Below are 17,196 nucleotides of genomic sequence, written 5' to 3'. Positions count from 1 at the left end.
GTCAATGCATTGAAGTCTAATACAGGCAAAAGGCTGCTTGATTACGCCTTGAAAGCCAAAGGAACATTTATCGCTGCATTAATTATGCTTACCATTGGTGTTGCGGCCGAGCTTGCCGGGCCGTTCATCGCCAAATCCATGATCGACAATCACTTGCTCGCGATTGAGCAGCCTTTCTATGAGACGACAGCTTCAGATGAAGCCGCAGTCTACAACGGTAAGAACTACAAACGCGAAGGCTTGTTCGAACCGGATGAAAACAAAGGTAACGAAGTGCGGGTATTACAAGCCGGCAAAAGTTTTTATTTTGTAAATGAACCGGTCAATGCACCTGACGGGGACCGCACATATGCGGATGGAACCCTCACGGTTACACGCGCAGGTGAAGTGACAGGCCAATATGCGGCAACACCCCTGTCCGCTGGTGAACTGTTTGCTTTTTACAAACCGGAGATGCCCAGCATCTATCAATTAATTGTGTACTACATGATCTTCCTCGTGATCTCGGTCATTATGGAGTTTGGTAAAACTTTCTGGCTGCAATCCTCGGCCAATAAGGTCATTCAAAGACTGCGAAACGATGTGTATGCCCATATTCAGCGACTGCCGGTGCACTTTTTTGATAACCTGCCCGCAGGTAAAGTTGTATCACGGGTCACGAACGATACAGAAGCCGTCAAGGATCTGTTCGTTGCCGTTCTTTCGAACTTTTTCTCAGGAATCATCACGATTACAGGTGTGTATGTTGCACTCTTCCTGCTTGATGTTCGCCTGGGTCTGATCTCATTATTCGTTGTGCCGATGCTCATTACTTGGATTGTGCTCTATCGCAAATTCGCCACTCGCTACAACACGATCATTCGATCACGACTGAGTGAGATCAATGCAATCATTAACGAGTCCATTCAGGGGATGTCCATTATCCGCGTATTCCGCCATCAGAAACAAACCAAACAGGAATTCGAAGATCTGAATGATGACTATATGAAACACCAGAACAAAATGCTGAACCTGAATGCCTTCACCTCACACAATCTGGTTAACGTATTACGGAATATCGCCTTTGCGGTGGTCCTGTGGTACTTCGGTTCCAGTGTGCTGGATGGCACAAGTATTATCTCCCTGGGTGTTCTGTATGCCTTCGTGGATGTGCTGGGCCGCTTGTTCCAGCCAATTACCGGCATGGTGAATCAGCTCGCCAACCTGGACTCCTCCCTCGTATCTGCTGGTCGCGTCTTTGAGCTGATGGATGAAAAGGGAGAACCCGTAACCGATGGCTCCATGCCAAGATACAAGGGAAATGTTGTCTTCGACGATGTATCCTTTGCCTATAAAAAGGATTATGTGCTCAATAATATCTCGTTTAAAGCATCCCAAGGTCAGACGGTCGCTCTGGTCGGTCACACCGGTTCGGGTAAAAGCTCCATCATCAACCTGCTGTTCCGGTTCTATGATCCGCAAAAAGGCAAGATCACGATTGACGGTCAGAACGTCAAAGATCTGCCTAAACAGTGGATTCGCGAGCATATGGGGATTGTATTGCAGGACCCGTATCTGTTCACAGGCACCATTGCTTCCAACGTCAGTCTAGGCGATGAGAAGATCTCCCGTGAACGAATTGAACAGGCGCTGCGTGATGTAGGAGCCGAACGCATACTGGCTCATTTGCCTCAAGGCTTTGACGAACCTGTCATCGAAAAAGGAAGCACATTATCCGCTGGACAGCGTCAATTGATCTCCTTCGCGCGTGCACTGGCGTTTGATCCGGCCATCCTCATTCTGGATGAAGCGACAGCCAATATCGATACGGAAACGGAAGCTTTAATTCAAAACGCACTCGAAGTCCTCAAAAAAGGACGTACCACCTTCATTATTGCTCACCGTCTCTCCACCATCCGTTCAGCAGATCAGATTCTGGTTTTGCATCGCGGGCGTATCGTTGAGCAAGGTGCACATGATGAACTGATGGAGCTTAAAGGCCGCTATTATAAGATGTATCAGCTTCAGCAAGGTGCGCAAGCAGCAGCGGTCGCAACGCTCGAGAATCCGTCAGGCGAGACCGTTCGAACATCAGCCTCCTTTGCAGGAGGAAATGCATAACAGAGTAAAACAGAACGCTCTTTAAGTAACCAGTCAAATTGACGTACTCGACGGCAAAACAAAAACCGATCTACACAGCTACCTCAGGGTTTGCGGTGTAGATCGGTTTTTTGTACTTACATCTGGAGGCATGTTCCGATAATGTTTATTTCGCCCAGACAAAAAAAATCCACATGCAGCCTCATGGCTGCTGCGGATTATCTATCCATCCTTTGATTGTATATCCCATGTACATTACAGTCTCCCTTCCGAGAAAAGGAAACTTGCTGCGCCAGGTTCGATACGCCGTAGTTCGTGTCGGAGATGGTACGGCATCCATACCCAGTCCGGCAGCCAGCTTCATGGCCCGTTTCATATGTAACGGATCACTCACAATCGTATAGGTTTGATAACCGGCCTGTTCACCAATTGGAATTGAATTGACTAGATTTTCCTCGGTAATTCTGGATTTGGTCTCTATGCGAATGTCCGCAGGATCTACTCCATGTGCGATGGCATACTTCTGACCAACTTCAGCTTCCGTATGTTCTCCATCATCACCTGACCCGCCTGTGAAAAGCAGATTACGAACTGTACCCTGACGGTATAATTCAATCGCGTGTTCAATACGTTCGCGAAATACAGGTGAAGGGTTATCCCCCGCCACGGCTGCGCCCAGAATGATCGCTGCATCCGATATCCTGGATGAATCCTCATCCGTATATGCTGATATGCGTATTGCGGTAACCACAGTCCACAGGATTCCAACCAATACTACAGCCAGAGCCGTCATTAATATCCAGCGTTTCGTTATCTGTTTGCTTGTCATTCATCCTCTTCCAAAGCCCTTGCTTGCATACTCTCGGTATGCATACGCTCCAGCGTTTGCAGAGCTGCTGCGGATTCGGCATCCAGACCAAGCTCTGCAATCCAAGCACCCGTATATTGCTGAAGACGGATCTCCAACTCCTGTGCACGGTCTTTGAAATCCTCCAATTCCTTAATCATGCGTGATCGTCCTTCCGGACTGAATGTCTCGTGAATTCGTTCCTTGAAATAATGATGTACGATACGGTTACGTTGCTGCCATAATTCATTCAACTGGCGAGTCTCTTCCTCTGAAAATGTAAAATGATGGCGCACTTCGTGAATGAGCTGCCCCAGTGAACTGCTCATCTTTCGTTCGTACAGATCTTCCAGATCCTCTTCAGACACGGCTTTGCCCTGAGACATTTTCATTAATAAAATCAGATTGACCAGCTGCTGTTCAAGCGCCTGCCCGTAGTACACTGCCAATCCGTAATAGGCAAACAATTCCCTGGAGTGTTCGCTGTCCAGCATGTCACCATTCTGGATATCTGTATTTTGCATTGCGAGCGCCCCCTTCAACCGTACAATGTTAACCATTCCATGTCCCTCTATCCTAACCAAACCAAGAGCAACATTCAAGTTATCGGGGAGCGCGTCTTCTAACTCCGCAGATCTCTTCTTCCGGACAGCCACACATGGATGATTAGTAATACCGATGCATAAAATACAGTCCATAGCGTAACCCAAACAAAAGAGTCCATCTTTGATTCATCAAATAACATCATCTCACGAACCAGATAAAAGGCTGGCGGAAGAATGCGGCCAAGCCATTCTAACGATTCAGGCAAACGTTCACTTAAGGAACCTTGGATAAACGATAGTAATAATATAATCATGAGGGCAGGCATACTTCGACTAAGCAAGGGAATGTACGATTTTTGAAAGAATACACTGATGCTCAATCCCAGCAACGATAACCCCAGATGTCCTAACCAAGTAATCATCCACTCCTCACCTGTGGGTTGTCTCTCGAACATTCCCGCGAACACGGGATACAGCACAGTGATTGCGGTGAGCAGGAATTGCATTATCCAGGCACAGATGAGTTGACTTGTTACTACCTTACGCCTGCTTCCTGCATGTAGGACGAGTAATTGAACCTGCTTTGCAGGTTCGGTATTCATCACCATTACTCCGAGCCAAGCAGCTGCCAGAAATAACAGCATAGCCGTAACACTGTAACTGTCCGCAATAGGGTTGGGTTTGTAGGAATAGATCAGCAGCATGGCGATGATATAAAAGATAACCGGTGCAAAATATTTCTGTGAGCGAATGTGATGCCTTAACAAATATCGGGTCAGATAGATCATTCGGCTTCTCCCCCCGCATCATCCATGGAAGAACTTAAGTCCACAGATTCTGTGACACCTCCACGACTCGCATGTACAGCTGGATGTTGTCCTTCCAGCAGACTTTCCATATGTAATTGACTTTCCTCCTGTTGTACAGACACAATCGAACCTCCGGATGCCAAAATCATTCTGAGGACATCATCTGTTGATTGTTGAACTACTTTCCAATCCCACATCCGTGAATTTGATTTTTCCGAACTTGTATTACGAACTAAAGACAGCACTCCAGGTTGTTTTAAAATGGATGGATCGTTAGCCAAATTCTCTTCAGTTTCCATCAGACTTTGAATATGTACAACTGGTTCGCCAGCTTGTAATAAATCCTTGCGACTCCAGTAGCGGAGTACACGACCTTTCTGCAACACAACCACTTGGTCTGCCAAACGTTCAATAAGCAACGGTTCATGACAAGCTGTAACGATGGATGTCCCCTCAACCTTCCATTGTCCCAGTAAGGATACAACTGCCTCTTGAGCTGGAATATCCAAGCCTGACAACGGTTCATCCAGCAACAAAAGACCACCCGGTCCAGGTAACAGGGCCTGAATCAAATTTACTTTTTGCAATGTGCCCTTGGACAATAGGGGTAACTTCTGATCGATCGCGGTATCCAGATATAAAAGTTCACTAAGTTCTCTTATCCGCTCACGCAGTAATTCGGGGCGAATGCCCCGAATCCGTCCCATCTCCCACAAGTACTCTCCAGATGTAAATGGTACACGTGGCAGGCCATCTACTGCATACTTTGCAGAACCCTTTAATGTGCAATGAATCGATCCTGTATCAGGTAACAAACTACCCGCCAATATACGTAGCAACGTGCTTTTGCCAGAACCGTTTCTGCCCACAAGCACAGCGCATTCGCCCTGTTTCACTTCCAGATTAATTTGATTCAGTACCTGAGCATGACCTAATCGTTTGCTCACTTGTTGAAGCAATATAACTCGACCTGATGAGTCTGGTCTAGCTTGATCGGACTTCTTGAAAAGACCACGTGCACTCCATATCACTGGGATCACATCCGTTCCGGAGCTTGCACACCTAGCAAATGTAAACTGTACGCGAGGCGTTCGGCAGTCCGTTTGGCCAATGCCACCCGGAAGAATCTTACATCAGATGGCGCATCCGCAATCCGTTCAGCGTGATAGAAGCGGTTGAACGCTTGAGCGACATCTATTGTATATTTGGCAATGACCGAAGGCTCATTCCGATGAATTGCTTTTTCCAGATACTCGGGATATTCACCCAGCAGTTTCAGCAACGCCCATGCGGTATCTCCGATAAGGGATGGAGTGGTTACTGTGTCATTCTCACCTTCCGCAAGGCTGGGGTTAGGCAGAGGGTTTTCATGTTCCACATGGATCGCCTCTTCTGCCTTGGCAAGTACACTTTGAATCCGGGCATGGGTATATTGCACATAAGGTCCGGTCTCCCCTTCAAAACTCACTGCATCCTCCAATGAGAAGTCCACATCGTTAAGCCGATTATTACGCAGATCACCGAAGATAATGGCACCGACACCAACAGCCTCGGCCACCTTCTGAGGGTTCTCCAGATCCGGGTTTTTCTCCTGAATAATCTGCAAGGCACGAGCGACTGCCTCATCCAACACTTCCTGCAAGAAGACAACTTTACCGCGGCGTGTAGACATTTTCCGTCCCTCAAAACGCATTAATCCAAACGGGATATGTTCACACTTCGCAGACCATTCATGCCCCATACGGGATAGGACCGCAAATACCTGCCGGAAATGTAGCTTCTGCTCGCCTCCAACCACGTATAACAACCGATCTGCCTTCATCACCTCATGACGATACACCGCTGTGGCTAGATCCCGGGTAGGATAGATGGTTGTTCCATCTTTTTTGATAATCAGGCACGGGGGCATGTTCTCGTCCTCAAGACGTACCACGAGTGCTCCATCACTCTCTTCAAGTAAACCTTTCGCCTTGAGTTCTTCAACCACCGGGGCCATCTTGTCATTGTAAAAGCTCTCCCCCAGCGTATGGTCGAACTGTACATTCAGACGTTCATACATCCGGTTGAATTCCTTCATGCTTACTTCCACAAAGAACGCCCATAACCGCTGTGCTTCTTCATCCCCTTGCTCCAGCTTGCGGAACCACTCGCGTGCCTCAATTTCCAGTGAAGGATCGTTCTCCGCCTCATCGTGGAAGCGCACATACAGCTCCAGAGACGTACGGATCGGGTCTGCCTGCAACGCTTCATCATTGCCCCACCGTTTATATGCTGCGATCTGCTTGCCAAACTGGGTTCCCCAGTCTCCCAGATGATTCACACTTACGGAGGTATAACCGGCTTCGTTATACAACCGATACAGCGCTGCACCGATTACAGTAGAACGCAAATGTCCAATACCGAAGGGTTTCGCGATGTTAGGGGAAGACATGTCAATCACAACACGCGAACCCTGACCAAGCTGAAGCTTACCGAATGCGGCATCCCCTAGTTCTTTCAGCAGATTCGGCGCGAGCTTCTCCCGATTGAAACGGATATTTACATACGGTCCGGCGGGCGTAGCTTCAATTCCAGATGCCTGCAATCCCGTTGCGAGCTCGGTCGCAATGACTGCCGGTGCTTTCTTTAATGACTTCGCCAATGCAAAACAAGGGAAGGCTGCATCACCCATCTCCGCCTGTGGTGGGACTTCCAGTAATCTCATAACCTCTTTTTCATTCAATCCCGTTAAAGGGGCAATATCGGCCGCAGCCTGCTTCATCAACATATCAAACACTCCTTATCCATTCATTATTGGGTGAAAATAAACACAAAAAAGCTCTCGTCTCTAAATAAGAGACGAGAGCTGACTTAACAGTTCCCGCGGTACCACTCTAGGTGAACAGCTACTCTTAATATGCATCAACATACATACCAATAGAATCCGTTCCGCTCGATGCGTATAACGGTCGCAAGCCGGGTTACCCTCAGACAGATATGGCCTATCCCCAATCGGGATACGTACATCTTTTCGGATAATCATCTCACGGGTGCGGTTCACTCAGGTCATGTCATACCGGCTTCCACCTCTCCCGGCTCGCTGTCATGTATGGATCTGGCTACTCTCCCGATCATTGATATTCTTCGTTTCAATTCATTGCCATCATTATACATACCACGATCAGACTTGGCAACCTGCATTAAAAATCCCCTACTGAAAGGCAATACATAGGCACATCGTCTCAGATGCCTGTGTTCACTGCCTTCCCTTAGGGGACCAAGGTCATTATCGTTTTTAATTAAATATTCCAGTGAAATAATATTTACGCTACTGCTGCCATCAACCGGCAAGCTTCTGCACATCTGCGGCAAGCCTCTGCACATGCTTGGCAGTGATCATGGTGGTGTTTGCCACACTCTGCGGCGCAAGCTTCACAAGCTTTCACACACAATTCGCATATTTCAGCAATGAAATCACTTCCACGTGTCATCGCTTGTGCAGCAAAACTGCAGATCTCCGCACATTCCCGATTCAAACGAATGCAATCACGCAGCATCGCCAGATCATATTCTTTCAGACTCGATATGTAACATACGTTGCAAGCATTCATGCACTCCAGGCAAGCATCGATACATTGTTGATATTGTTGTTGTGTCATTTAAAGTTACCTCCCAGGCAAAGTTTGCTATGCATCTTAATACCCAGTTCGGAGGAACATTGAATCATCTAACCTACTTTATCGCTTCCAATTCCAGTAATTGGTCACGAATGACAGTTTGGTCAAAATGTTCACCTATAAACACTGCAACATTAGGGACATCTCCCTGAGGTGTGATCTTCATATAGTCCGATTCACGGTAGGCATACTGGAACCAGAAACGGCTCGCCGTGTCACTAAACGATAAAATGCCTTTGGCTCGATAGACATCCCGGGGCAAAGCAGATACAAACTGTTCAAACGCTTCGCTATTCACCGGATGACTGAAATAATGCGTATATACCATGACATGTTCGTGTGATGCATGAGGAGCGGAATGCTCGTGACCGTGGTCATGACTATGGGATGAGGCAGTATTCGTAGCATCGCCTTGGACTGTATGATGTGTATGTTCATGTCCATGACTGCATCCATCTGTACCACAGGTTTCCGTATGCACATGATGCTCTTGGTGAGCCGGCTTACCTGCTTCAGAAGCTGAATCACGTATATGCACGTCTGCCCCGCTGCGAAGCAACAGATCCATCTCCACCTCACACTTGACCGTAGGAATTACAGGTGCGAAGCCATTCCATTTTGCCAAAAGCTGTTCCAAATCTTGCAGTTCCTGTGCACTCACCCGATCCGTTTTATTCAAAAGAAGCACAGACGCACAACGAATCTGCTCCTGCATCAGTTTGAAGGTCTGCCCCTTCTGCTCCTGATACAGACCTGATAGATGCGCTGCATCCACAACGGTAATGAGACTTTTCAGTTCCAATCGCATGTAAAGTGAGGTCTCTGTAACTGCATCCAGAATCTCCATTGGGTTCGCGGCACCGGTGGCTTCAATGATGATCACATCCGGTGATTCTTCTTGAACGAGATCAGCAAGCTGCAATCCCAAGTCACCACGTACGGTACAACAGATGCATCCACCTAACATCTCGGTCATCGGAACGGTGGAATCCACAATCTGACCATCCAGATTGACTTCGCCTAACTCATTCATAACCACTGCGGGACGCAAACCCTGCTGTTGCCAATGTTCGATCAACTGAACAAGCAGTGTTGTTTTTCCACTTCCCAAAAAACCTGAAAGTATATATACAGGTATGGATTGTTCTTTTAAAATTGTTTCATTCATGCGTATACACCTCTCTGATTGTCCTTCTTGTAACCTAGTCTATCTATATCTAGCGAGTGTACACCATCCCGCATTCGTTATGCAATCATGTTCAATTCTTCCCCAGTACATTGCCTGATGCTAACGGATGGTCTATGCTATGAGGACATGTTGATTGAAGGAGGAAGTTTCATGACTAATTCAGTGGAACAACATCGCCAGGAAGCTCCGACCACGGTATCGTGCATGATAGTTACAGTGTCGGACACACGCACCAAAGACACCGATACCAGTGGCCAGCTCATGCACCAGCTTCTGAGTGAAGCGGGTTATCAGATTGTTGAATACATCATCACTCCAGATGAAACGGAGAACATTCGAAGCATCCTGCAAGATGCAGCTGTTCGTGATGATATCGAAGCCGTGCTGCTCAGCGGGGGAACAGGAATTGCACCCCGAGATACAACCTACGAAGCGGTATCCTCGCTACTCGACAAGGAACTTCCGGGCTTTGGTGAGATCTTCCGTTTTCTCAGTTACACCGAAGATATCGGTTCCGCTGCCATCCTGAGCAGAGCCGTCGCTGGAACAATTGGACGCACAGCCGTCTTCTCCATGCCGGGCTCCAAAGGAGCTGTCAAATTGGCCATGGAAAAACTCATTTTGCCCGAGCTGCGGCATGTGATGCGTGAAATATATAAACCCGTCTGAGAGATCAGACGGGTTTTTCGGGTTTATTTTCAGCTGTATAATAAAGTACGAAGGGGATCTCGCTCAACTTACCTTATTTGCCCCAGCACATGTTGGAACACCTGCATAACATCCTGTTCATACTTGTCCTTTTCCCCACCCGAAGCTGTATAAACAAGTGAGACGTATCCTTTGCTGCGAATCGTTGTCCGGCCAAGCGCATTCTCCAAGACAGCCTCATCACGATTCTCACTATACATTTGTTTCATGCTCGCAGCCCGGGTAGCTGCATCACTGAAAATATGGACTTTCACGATGTGTCTGCCACTTCCATTCAACAAATACATATAAGAGATCCCACCATGCCCGTCATCGGCAGACATATTATTCATCAGCTGAATGCCTTTTGCTTCAAAACTCTTACTGATCTCACTCACCAATTCACCGTTTAATCCGTGTCCCTGACTCTGTGCCCGCATATTTCCTTCATCTGTCGCTTCACGGGTGTAGACCTTCCGCTCCTGCTCAATGGATGATGCCGAACAAGCCACCAGGGACCAGACACTTGTGATCAACACACCACTTACAAGTATCGACTTCATTGTTCTTCGAACCAGACTTCGTCCTTTTCTATCAAAACACATGCCAATCCTTCCTTTCCAGTCACATGTACTGTGACCCAATCAGGTAGAATTAGCATGTCTTAGGACTTGGAAACTTATGCGGATGGCAGATCTGATATTGTATTGACCACAGTCCGACCTACCGCACCACCTTGGAGTATCGTCTCAAGCGTATGAGGCAACTGGTCCAGAGAAATTTCGCGGATTCCCAGTTCCAGCGCGCGCTCCGGTTTCCATTCTCCGCCGAGCAGTTTCCACAATCGTTCCCGACGTTCCATCGGACAATATACAGAGTCTATACCAATAAGCTGGATACCACGCAGAATAAACGGAAGTACCGTAGATTCAAAAGCTGTACCTCCGGTCAACCCGGATACCGCTACTGCACCTCCATATTGAATCTGTTTCAATCGCTCCGCGAGAGCCGGTCCTCCTGTTGGATCAACAACACCCGCCCATAGCTGTTTCCCCATGGCTCCTTTAGCTGGAGCATCAGCTTCTTCACGAGTAATAACCTCTGAGGCGCCCAAGTTTCGGAGCAATGACTCCTCCTGCTCCTTCTTGCCTGTGCTGGCTGTTACTTGGAAGCCAAGTTTCGCCAGAATGGCAACCGCCATACTGCCAACGCCACCCGTTGCACCCGTAACCAGAACCTTGCCCATCGCCGGTGTCACTCCAGCCTGTAACAGCGCATCTACCGAAAGTGCAGCCGTAAATCCTGCGGTTCCAATTGCCATGGCTTCTTTCTCACTGAGACCCGGTGGCAGAGGCACCAGCCATTCACTGCGCAGACGCGCATACTCGCTGTACCCTCCGTAATGGGATACGCCAGATTCAAATCCTGTACTGATCACCCGATCTCCTGGTGCAAAACGTCCACTGACCGACTCCTCTACCGTTCCAGCCAGATCAATTCCCGGTACCATCGGGTACTCACGAACGACACCACCCTTTTCAAGAGTCGCGAGTCCGTCTTTATAATTGACACTGGAATATTGCACCTGTACCGTTACATCTCCATTTGGCAGATCTTCCTTCTTCAGTTGCTCTATAGCAGCTTTCACTCCTCCCTGTTCTTCTTTACGGACAACATATGCGTTAAAATGGTTTTTCATCGATAGCCACTCCTTCTTTGGATTTTATATATTTTTCCATTAAGCACATGAATTGTTCGTATTCAGGCTTAACGGCTACCTTTTACTTCTGGATTCTTCAGATGTTGATGATCAAGCTCTGTCTCTCCTGAGCGTCAACAGATAGATTAGCGGACCCACAATAGGGATGATGCCTGCCGCGGCCCAAGCTGGTGAACGTCGACTGCCTCTGGCATCCCTGTATATCGCAATCACGGAAAGCAAGGTCAGCAGTACAAAATCAATCGTCATGATATGTACAAAGGCAGATTGCTTGAACGCGTCCATATATACATCCGGATGACCTTGCGTCACGGCATAGAATGCCGTACCCAGCGTCAACAGCAGAAGGACTACATGCGTCAACTTGTGGGCTGCTACCCGTCCAATTACCGACTCCCGCTGACGACCAAAATGCAAGCTTGTGTAACCCGAAGCTCTATTTGCGGATGACGACCATGCATAATAGGGAAGCAGCGCAAAAGCACCAAGTCCGAAAGAAAGTATAACAAAAGGCCAAGCCGGTACACGGCCACCTCGTTCTTTCACAGATGTTCTTAACAGCATACAAGTATAAACTGCCGGGAAAATACCTAACCACGAAAATACCGTAAGTACCCAAGGTTCTTTGCTTTGCATTGTAATCAGTTCTTTGAAAATCGGATCACTTCCAGGTGACTGCCCCGGTGCCAACAACAATGCATAGGCAATAAAAGCGATCCAGACCAGTCCTAGTATCCATCTCATGTCTGCACCTCCTCTTACTTTCATCCCCTGCAGCTGCGGGATTGAATCAATAGTTGCAGAATTTGGCGTCTCCTGCGCTTTCCCGAGAAATAATGACTGCTGTTCCCCCTGTAAATACATGTTCAAAAGTCTATTTTTGAACAACCTCTCGAACTGAACAAGACAAATTCCAGTATAGCCTGCTACCTGGGCAGTCTGTCCATGAGATTTCTTACATCACTGGTCCATCTCATCGGGATCATATAAGAATAAAGTCTATCAACTATCGACGTACTTTCACAGAAGACAGAACGCGTATAGCGGGAAATTTTGCTTGCGATCATTGAATCGTTCAACTCCGCTAAGAACGTATACATTTTATAGGCATCAAAAAGGCATAAGCCAGTATCCCCACTGGTTATGCCTCTTTGTAATTCTTATGTGTAGATCATTCCTCTGTGGATTTCACATGTTCCGCAATGAGCTTCTGCTTCATATTCCATGCCGCAGGGCTGATGTTCACACGGTAGATCTCCGGGTTGAGTTTCCGTTGGTATTCCGGCCAGAAGAGGTTCATCTGTTCCCGGTGGTACGCCCGAATCTCATCCAGATTAGGCAGTTCATACACTTTACGTCCATTCACAAAGATTGGCTCCAGCATATTAACCGCTTCGTAGCGGGTAACCGTCTTTTTCAGGTAAGGGTGTAGCGGGTTGAACAGCTTGAGCGGTCCGCCCTGTAGCGGCTGCTCTTCATCTGGATAGCAGATATAATCTGCAATCGCTTTGCCATGTTTCGGATCAATGATCCGGAACACTTCCTTTTTACCTGGAGTGGACACCTTTTCAGGATTGGCAGATATTTTGATCGTAGGCAGCATGGCACCGTCCACTTCACGCTCCACCAATTTGTACACTCCACCCAAAGATGGCTGGTCAGAAGCCGTAATCAACTGTGTACCAACACCCCATGTATCTATCCGTGCTCCTTGAGCCTTCAGGTTGAAAATCGTATTTTCATCCAAATCATTGGATGCTACAATTTTCACATAATCCAGCCCAGCCTCATCCAGCATCTGACGTGCCTGAATCGACAAGTACGCAAGGTCACCGCTGTCCAGACGAATCGCGTTCATCTTTTTGCCTTGGCTCTCCAACTTCTTGGCTGTCTTGATGGCGTGAGGTACTCCACTGTTCAACGTGTCAAAGGTATCAACCAATAATGTAACCTGATCAGGCAACACTTTGGCATACACGTCAAACGCCTCCTGTTCACTCATAAAGCTCTGTACCCAGGAATGGGCGTGTGTACCTGCTGTTGGGATTCCGAAGCGCTCTCCGGCCAGCATGTTGGACGTTGCATGGAAGCCTGCTACATACGAAGCTCGTGCGCCCCAGATGGCAGCATCCGCTTCCTGTGCACGCCGTGTACCGAATTCGAGCAACGTATCCTGTTGTGCCACCTGTTTGATCCGCGAAGCCTTGGTTGCAATCAACGTCTGATAATTCATGAAGTTAAGTATCGCCGTCTCCACCAATTGTGTCTCCATAATGGAGCCTTCTACCCGAATGAGCGGTTCGTCAGGGAAAACAATTGCGCCCTCCTTCATGGAATGAATCGTCCCCTGAAATGAAAACTGGAGCAACTCTTCCAGAAAGACCGGATCGTAATTTTCCTCTTGTTTGGATAAAAATTTGATGTCGTCCATCGTAAACCGAAGCTGGCTGATGTAGTTCACAATCCGTTCTAATCCGGCAAATACCGCATATCCGTTGCCAAAAGGAAGCTTACGGAAATAGGCTTCAAATACCGCCTTCCGCTTGTGAGTACCATTCACCCAATGGGCGTACATCATATTGATCTGATATTTATCCGTATGTAAAGCCAGGCTAGTTGTCTGCATTTGTCTCATCCTCTCTGACTTCCGCTCGTGCCCCCAGGTTTCATCTGTGGACACGGGTTAACATATGGAGACTTATTCTTCATGATTCTGTTCATCCGTATTAAACAAACAAGTCTCCCGTAACAAAACTCTATACACCATTCACCACATTCATCCGGTTCCTAACAGGGAGGTCAACCCAACAGGATTATCGATTAAATTACGCAAGGACTGTCTCACTCGCCTTAACCACCGAAGCACCCAGGCTGGAACGAAAATGTCCTAGCGCCCATTCATGTCCTGCCGGATTAAAGCTGGCAACAGCATCTTCATATACCGTAATATGAAAACCTTTATTGTAAGCATCCACTGCAGTATGCAATATACAAATATCCGTACATACCCCAATCAGTGCAATATCCGTAATACCACGTGCACGCAGTCTGAGTTCCAGATCGGTCCCACAGAATGCACTATATCTCGTCTTATCCATCCACCGAATATCGGTTTTTCGTTCTTCCATCACTTGGGCAAGACGTCCATATAACTGTCTTCCCTCCGTATTTCTGATGTTATGAGGTGGGAAAAGTACAGTCTCCGGGTGGTACGGATCATTTTCTTCGTGCAGATCCACAGCCATGATTACCTCATGCTTGTTCTTACAATAGGCCTCGGTTACAGCTGCAATCGTCTCTTCGATCTCTACTGCCGGCTGACCTACAGGCAAAGAACCTGTCACAAAATCCTTCGTAAAATCAATGACAATCAGTGCTTTCATCGTCAACACTCCCTTATCCCAGAAATGGTTGATTCTGATTCAATCCAATTGACGCACCTACACCTTATTACGTATAGATGGAAAGTCGTGGTACGAGTTCTGTAAAACGATATAGCTGCGCCGGACGCTGCGAGTACTGGTTGGAACTCACCAGGTTCCCCTCTTCATCCCGTACTTCTTCCACAATGCCTTTACGGCTGCGGGTAGACGTAATCTTGCGAATGAAGTTTGGTTCTTCAAAATCCGGTACAACACTTTGAATAACCTGATATAATTCACTTAATGTAAAATCACGTGGCAGGAACTGACGAGCAATCGTCGTTTCCAGCATCTGCTGTTGAATACGTCGATAAGCATCTTCGATGATTGTTCTGTGATCAAAGGCCAGTTCCAGTTCTTGCAGCGCCTCCTGAATGGTGAACAATCCAACATCCTCAGCATCATCTGCTGCTTGACGTTGATCCAACATCCATTCTTCCACAAGCGCGAAAAATGCGTGAGAGATAATCCAGCCCCTCGGGTCACGACCCGGCTGACTGTATACATTCAAGTACTCCAGATGTCCACCATCTACACCTGTCTCTTCCATCAGCTCACGCTTAGCTGCACCGTAGATGGATTCATTCTCCTGACAAAATCCACCGGGTAATGCCCATCTTCCTGCAAAAGGCCAGCCTTTGCGCTTGATTAGCATCACTTTCAGTTCCCGAATGGGAAGTGTCTTCGTCACCGTCTTGCGCTCCCGCTTGGTCAAGGTGAACATAACGATATCCGCAGGAACACCATCGGGGGTACGATATTTTTTGGAACTATAGGCACGTGCTGCTTGTTCGTCGCTCTCTGCATTGAAGTGTTCGTAGTTTTCGCTCATGGGCACCACCGACTATTTTCATTTTGATAATTTCATTATGACATAATAATATATTTTGTCAACCGCAGGATTCGTGCGTTACGTTCTAGGGCGTGCTATGCGGAATGTCGCCGTAGCCATACATCCCAACGTGCCCGATGCATCACGAACCTCCGATTGAGTCGTCACACTGCGTCCTGCTTGATGCAGTACCGTAGCTGTCACCGTTAACTCCCCTTGTTTCATTGGTGCGAGAAAATGTACGTTCAGATTCGTTGTCACACAGCCGTCCACTTCCATTGCTGCTGTTGCTACCATACCCATCGCCTGATCCATCAGTGAAGTTAATACACCCCCATGAATAATCCCCATGGAGTTGGTATGATGTTCGCCTGCTGTCAACGCGATCTGTACTTCTTTGCCGTCTCCTTTAATATAACGACAGCCGAGAAATCCCCAGAATCGTCCGTCTCCGTCTTCCACCATTTTGTCCAAAATACTCATTATTCATTTCTCCTTTATTTACTGTACGTATCAAGCTCTCTTGATGTCATGTGCCTTTATCATTAAAAATCAGCTAGGCCACACAAAATAACCCCACAGCGTGGAGCTTTGCTTGGAATTATATTCCGAGTACTTGGCGATAGCCACTCCACGTTAACTTGTTAACGGTTATGTAATGTCAAAAAAGGCGCGGACAGCGTCCGCACCCTTCCGTCATTTAACCGCAACTGGTCGGAGGTGAATCCGTTCCAGCCTCCACGTTTACTTTTTCAGAAACCGTATCCCGGATTACAGAGATCACGAGTTGAAGCAAGTAGTTGATGTCGCTCTGGCTCTGCTGGAATTCCGTAACCAATGGAATACTGTCCAGTTCGCTTTGCAGATCGTCAATTTCCTGTTCAATTTTGCTGACCATCTCTACATTTTTGAAGCTTTCAAAAGCAACAATCTCTTTTTGTTTTTTCTTGATCGTTGCAATCAACTGCTGGATGCGCTCATGATCACGAATTTTGGTTTCAGCCTGTTGAAACTGTCTAACTTCCTCACTCGTTCCGAGCATATCAGCCAATTCTTTGGCTTTTCCCATAATGTCGTCGCGTATGACCAGATTGCGCGTATCGTAGGTTGGCATTCCATAATGGTTGTACTGCACTTCTTCCTGCGCCACTGAAATCGCTCCATTCTATGAGATGATATAAGATGAGAACCTGGGCTCAAATGAGTTCAAACGTCTGCTCCATGACCGCTGCAGGTACGGATCGTTCTTTTGATCGCTGTTGTCTCCGGATTTTTCTGATTACAACTGTTCAAGGTTAAACTCCGGAGACAAAGGCGAACGCTTCGCTTCTACAGACCGATTCCGTCCCCTCCGCTACTTGCGCAAATGTCCGAACCTGATATTGAACCCCAAAATTCTCATCTTATTGT

At 47.4% G+C, this 17,196-nt stretch carries 18 protein-coding genes; 2 read left to right on the top strand and 16 right to left on the bottom strand.

Annotation, left to right across the window (positions count from 1 at the left end):
* The first annotated feature begins 9 nt into the window (after positions 1–9).
* The gene (locus J2X75_RS04140) at positions 10–2,100 is read left to right on the top strand and encodes an ABC transporter ATP-binding protein (protein WP_310334456.1); all 2,091 of its coding nucleotides are present in this window, start codon (positions 10–12) and stop codon (positions 2,098–2,100) included.
* Between the two features lie 181 nt (positions 2,101–2,281).
* Here the strand turns inward: J2X75_RS04140 and J2X75_RS04135 are convergent, their stop codons facing one another.
* The 8 genes from J2X75_RS04135 to J2X75_RS04100 all read right to left on the bottom strand — a co-directional run bounded on the left by J2X75_RS04135 (position 2,282) and on the right by J2X75_RS04100 (position 9,104).
* Positions 2,282–2,908 (bottom strand): YdcF family protein, encoded by a 627-nt coding sequence (locus J2X75_RS04135; protein ID WP_310334454.1) that lies wholly within the window; start codon positions 2,906–2,908, stop codon positions 2,282–2,284.
* Positions 2,905–3,450 (bottom strand): hypothetical protein, encoded by a 546-nt coding sequence (locus tag J2X75_RS04130; RefSeq protein WP_053061520.1) that lies wholly within the window; start codon positions 3,448–3,450, stop codon positions 2,905–2,907. Before J2X75_RS04130 ends, J2X75_RS04135 begins: the two co-directional genes overlap by 4 nt.
* A 98-nt stretch (positions 3,451–3,548) precedes the next feature.
* A complete protein-coding gene (locus tag J2X75_RS04125; RefSeq protein WP_310334450.1) occupies positions 3,549–4,259 on the bottom strand; it encodes a hypothetical protein in 711 nt (236 codons plus the stop codon).
* Entirely contained in the window at positions 4,256–5,311 is a 1,056-nt protein-coding gene (locus J2X75_RS04120) for an ATP-binding cassette domain-containing protein (protein WP_310334448.1), read from the bottom strand. The genes J2X75_RS04125 and J2X75_RS04120 overlap by 4 nt, the downstream gene beginning before the upstream one ends.
* Before the next feature lie 5 nt (positions 5,312–5,316).
* On the bottom strand, positions 5,317–7,047 hold the full coding sequence (argS, locus tag J2X75_RS04115) for an arginine--tRNA ligase (protein WP_310334446.1): 1,731 nt from the start codon (positions 7,045–7,047) through the stop codon (positions 5,317–5,319).
* Between the two features lie 278 nt (positions 7,048–7,325).
* A complete protein-coding gene (locus tag J2X75_RS04110) occupies positions 7,326–7,460 on the bottom strand; it encodes a hypothetical protein (RefSeq protein ID WP_256704105.1) in 135 nt (44 codons plus the stop codon).
* Positions 7,461–7,582: 122 nt separating this feature from the next.
* Complete coding sequence (locus J2X75_RS04105) at positions 7,583–7,918, bottom strand: four-helix bundle copper-binding protein (RefSeq protein ID WP_036609230.1); 336 nt, start codon at positions 7,916–7,918, stop codon at positions 7,583–7,585.
* A 73-nt stretch (positions 7,919–7,991) separates the two neighbouring features.
* The gene (locus tag J2X75_RS04100; protein WP_310334441.1) at positions 7,992–9,104 is read right to left on the bottom strand and encodes a CobW family GTP-binding protein; all 1,113 of its coding nucleotides are present in this window, start codon (positions 9,102–9,104) and stop codon (positions 7,992–7,994) included.
* Positions 9,105–9,275: 171 nt separating this feature from the next.
* On the opposite strand from J2X75_RS04100, the gene J2X75_RS04095 reads away from it, so the two are divergent.
* On the top strand, positions 9,276–9,794 hold the full coding sequence (locus J2X75_RS04095; RefSeq protein ID WP_091017221.1) for a MogA/MoaB family molybdenum cofactor biosynthesis protein: 519 nt from the start codon (positions 9,276–9,278) through the stop codon (positions 9,792–9,794).
* A gap of 68 nt (positions 9,795–9,862) precedes the next feature.
* On the opposite strand, the gene J2X75_RS04090 is transcribed toward J2X75_RS04095, so the two are convergent.
* From J2X75_RS04090 to J2X75_RS04055, 8 genes are all read right to left on the bottom strand, one after another.
* Positions 9,863–10,417, bottom strand: a complete 555-nt coding sequence (locus tag J2X75_RS04090) for a hypothetical protein (protein ID WP_105598228.1) — start codon at positions 10,415–10,417, stop codon at positions 9,863–9,865.
* A gap of 74 nt (positions 10,418–10,491) precedes the next feature.
* Complete coding sequence (locus J2X75_RS04085; RefSeq protein ID WP_310334439.1) at positions 10,492–11,511, bottom strand: oxidoreductase; 1,020 nt, start codon at positions 11,509–11,511, stop codon at positions 10,492–10,494.
* 111 nt (positions 11,512–11,622) lie between these two features.
* Positions 11,623–12,276: a hypothetical protein gene (locus tag J2X75_RS04080; protein ID WP_310334438.1), complete on the bottom strand. Its 654-nt coding sequence runs from the start codon at positions 12,274–12,276 to the stop codon at positions 11,623–11,625.
* 427 nt (positions 12,277–12,703) lie between these two features.
* Positions 12,704–14,158, bottom strand: a complete 1,455-nt coding sequence (locus tag J2X75_RS04075; RefSeq protein WP_091017227.1) for a nicotinate phosphoribosyltransferase — start codon at positions 14,156–14,158, stop codon at positions 12,704–12,706.
* A 199-nt stretch (positions 14,159–14,357) separates the two neighbouring features.
* Positions 14,358–14,915, bottom strand: coding sequence for a cysteine hydrolase family protein (locus J2X75_RS04070; RefSeq protein ID WP_091017228.1), 558 nt, complete (start codon positions 14,913–14,915; stop codon positions 14,358–14,360).
* A gap of 67 nt (positions 14,916–14,982) precedes the next feature.
* Entirely contained in the window at positions 14,983–15,786 is an 804-nt protein-coding gene (locus J2X75_RS04065; protein ID WP_062833857.1) for an NUDIX hydrolase, read from the bottom strand.
* Between the two features lie 78 nt (positions 15,787–15,864).
* Complete coding sequence (locus J2X75_RS04060) at positions 15,865–16,269, bottom strand: PaaI family thioesterase (protein ID WP_036609249.1); 405 nt, start codon at positions 16,267–16,269, stop codon at positions 15,865–15,867.
* Positions 16,270–16,486: 217 nt separating this feature from the next.
* Positions 16,487–16,900 carry a YlbF/YmcA family competence regulator gene (locus tag J2X75_RS04055; RefSeq protein WP_272907590.1) on the bottom strand — a complete coding sequence of 138 codons (414 nt, stop codon included), beginning with the start codon at positions 16,898–16,900 and terminating at the stop codon, positions 16,487–16,489.
* Positions 16,901–17,196 lie beyond the last annotated feature (296 nt).

Origin of the sequence: Paenibacillus sp. 2003, assembly GCF_031455635.1 — a bacterium.
Taxonomy (GTDB): Bacteria; Bacillota; Bacilli; order Paenibacillales; family Paenibacillaceae; genus Paenibacillus; species Paenibacillus amylolyticus_B.
Note: the sequence above shows the minus strand (reverse complement) of the source record. Positions and strands in the feature narration are given on the sequence as shown.

Bases quoted from the DNA above. Each gene is read 5' to 3' on its own strand.
- J2X75_RS04135 (WP_310334454.1), bottom strand. From the start codon at position 2,908: ATGACAAGCAAACAGATAACGAAACGCTGGATATTAATGACGGCTCTG.
- J2X75_RS04130 (WP_053061520.1), bottom strand. From the start codon at position 3,450: ATGCAAAATACAGATATCCAGAATGGTGACATGCTGGACAGCGAACAC.
- J2X75_RS04125 (WP_310334450.1), bottom strand. From the start codon at position 4,259: ATGATCTATCTGACCCGATATTTGTTAAGGCATCACATTCGCTCACAG.
- argS (WP_310334446.1), bottom strand. From the start codon at position 7,047: ATGTTGATGAAGCAGGCTGCGGCCGATATTGCCCCTTTAACGGGATTG.
- J2X75_RS04110 (WP_256704105.1), bottom strand. From the start codon at position 7,460: ATGCAGGTTGCCAAGTCTGATCGTGGTATGTATAATGATGGCAATGAA.
- J2X75_RS04105 (WP_036609230.1), bottom strand. From the start codon at position 7,918: ATGACACAACAACAATATCAACAATGTATCGATGCTTGCCTGGAGTGC.
- J2X75_RS04100 (WP_310334441.1), bottom strand. From the start codon at position 9,104: ATGAATGAAACAATTTTAAAAGAACAATCCATACCTGTATATATACTT.
- J2X75_RS04095 (WP_091017221.1), top strand. From the start codon at position 9,276: ATGACTAATTCAGTGGAACAACATCGCCAGGAAGCTCCGACCACGGTA.
- J2X75_RS04090 (WP_105598228.1), bottom strand. From the start codon at position 10,417: ATGTGTTTTGATAGAAAAGGACGAAGTCTGGTTCGAAGAACAATGAAG.
- J2X75_RS04085 (WP_310334439.1), bottom strand. From the start codon at position 11,511: ATGAAAAACCATTTTAACGCATATGTTGTCCGTAAAGAAGAACAGGGA.
- J2X75_RS04080 (WP_310334438.1), bottom strand. From the start codon at position 12,276: ATGAGATGGATACTAGGACTGGTCTGGATCGCTTTTATTGCCTATGCA.
- J2X75_RS04075 (WP_091017227.1), bottom strand. From the start codon at position 14,158: ATGCAGACAACTAGCCTGGCTTTACATACGGATAAATATCAGATCAAT.
- J2X75_RS04070 (WP_091017228.1), bottom strand. From the start codon at position 14,915: ATGAAAGCACTGATTGTCATTGATTTTACGAAGGATTTTGTGACAGGT.
- J2X75_RS04065 (WP_062833857.1), bottom strand. From the start codon at position 15,786: ATGAGCGAAAACTACGAACACTTCAATGCAGAGAGCGACGAACAAGCA.
- J2X75_RS04060 (WP_036609249.1), bottom strand. From the start codon at position 16,269: ATGAGTATTTTGGACAAAATGGTGGAAGACGGAGACGGACGATTCTGG.
- J2X75_RS04055 (WP_272907590.1), bottom strand. From the start codon at position 16,900: ATGCCAACCTACGATACGCGCAATCTGGTCATACGCGACGACATTATG.